Raw genomic sequence first — 1,490 nt, 5'->3', positions numbered from 1 at the left:
CCCCCGTTATGTTCTTCGCGGTCCTGCAAGAGGGCCGCTGGCCTCCGGGCCCGGCATGGCTGGTCCCCCCTGTCGGACCGATGACCTGGGGGGTGGTGCCACCGGGCCCGAGAGGCGCCGTTGGAGACGCTGATGAGAGGTCCGACTACCGCCCGGCCGAGCGCAACGCCCGGCCCTTCGCGGGCGGCAGGTCTGCATAACGTGGATGCGCGCACGACGCCAACGCCCAGGCCAGCACGCACGACATCCGTTCGGGAGGACGGCTTGAACGACAGCGACGAGATAGGCGTCTTCCTCGGCCTGGACGTCGGCAAGAGCACCCACCACGGGCACGGCCTCACCCCGGCCGGCAAGAAGGTCTTCGACAAGCAACTCCCGAACACCGAACCGAAGCTGCGGGACGTCTTCACCAGGCTGAAGACCAAGTTCGGCACCGTCCTGGTGATCGTGGACCAGCCCGCATCCATCGGCGCCCTGCCCCTCACGGTCGCCCGCGACGCGGGCTGCAAGGTCGCCTACCTGCCCGGACTCGCGATGCGGCGGATCGCCGACCTCTACCCCGGCGAAGCGAAGACCGACGCCAAGGACGCCGCGGTCATCGCCGACGCGGCCCGCACCATGCCGCACACCCTGCGCTCGCTGGAGCTGACCGACGAGATCACCGCCGAGCTCACGGTCCTCGTCGGCTTCGACCAGGACCTCGCGGCCGAGGCCACCCGCACCAGCAACCGCATCCGCGGCCTGCTCACCCAGTTCCACCCCAGCCTGGAACGCGTCCTCGGCCCCCGGCTCGACCACCCGGCCGTCACCTGGCTGCTGGAGCGCTACGGATCCCCCGCCAGCCTGCGAAAAGCCGGCCGCCGCAAGCTCGTCGAGGTGATCCGGCCCAAGGCGCCCCGGATGGCGAACCGGCTGATCGCCGACCTCTTCGAGGCCCTCGACGAGCAGACCGTCGTCGTTCCGGGCACCGGCACCCTCGACATCGTGATCCCCTCGCTGGCCCGCTCGCTCGGCGCCGTCCACGAACAGCGACGGGCGGCAGAAGCCCAGATCACAGCCCTGCTGGAGGATCACCCTCTTTCGAAGGTCCTGACGTCGCTGCCCGGCGTCGGCGTCAGGACCGCCGCAACCCTGCTGGTCACCGTCGGCGACGGCACCAGCTTCCCCACCGCCGCCCACCTCGCCTCCTACGCCGGCCTCGCCCCGACCACGAAGTCGTCCGGGACCTCGATCCACGGCGAACACACCCCACGCGGCGGCAACCGGCAGCTCAAACGCGCGATGTTCCTGTCCGCGTTCGCCGCCCTGCACGATCCCGCCTCCCGCACCTACTACGACAAGTGCCGGGCCCGAGGAAAGACCCACACACAGGCCCTCCTCCGGCTCGCTCGACAACGGATCAACGTGCTGTTCGCGATGCTCCGCGACGGCACCTTCTACGAACCCAGAACCCCGCGCCTCGCTTGACGAAAGACATAGAGGCACCCCCC

At 70.1% G+C, this 1,490-nt stretch carries 1 protein-coding gene; it reads left to right on the top strand.

The window, feature by feature from the left end; genetic code table 11:
• Positions 1 to 264: 264 nt before the first annotated feature.
• Entirely contained in the window at positions 265 to 1,467 is a 1,203-nt protein-coding gene (locus tag ABS735_RS38445) for an IS110 family RNA-guided transposase (protein WP_373906642.1), read from the top strand.
• The last annotated feature ends 23 nt before the right edge of the window (positions 1,468 to 1,490 follow it).

Source organism: Streptomyces sp. MMCC 100, assembly GCF_041538145.2.
Taxonomy (GTDB): Bacteria; Actinomycetota; Actinomycetes; order Streptomycetales; family Streptomycetaceae; genus Streptomyces.
The sequence above is the reverse complement of the archived record's forward strand: the minus strand, read 5'-3'. Positions and strand labels throughout refer to the sequence as shown.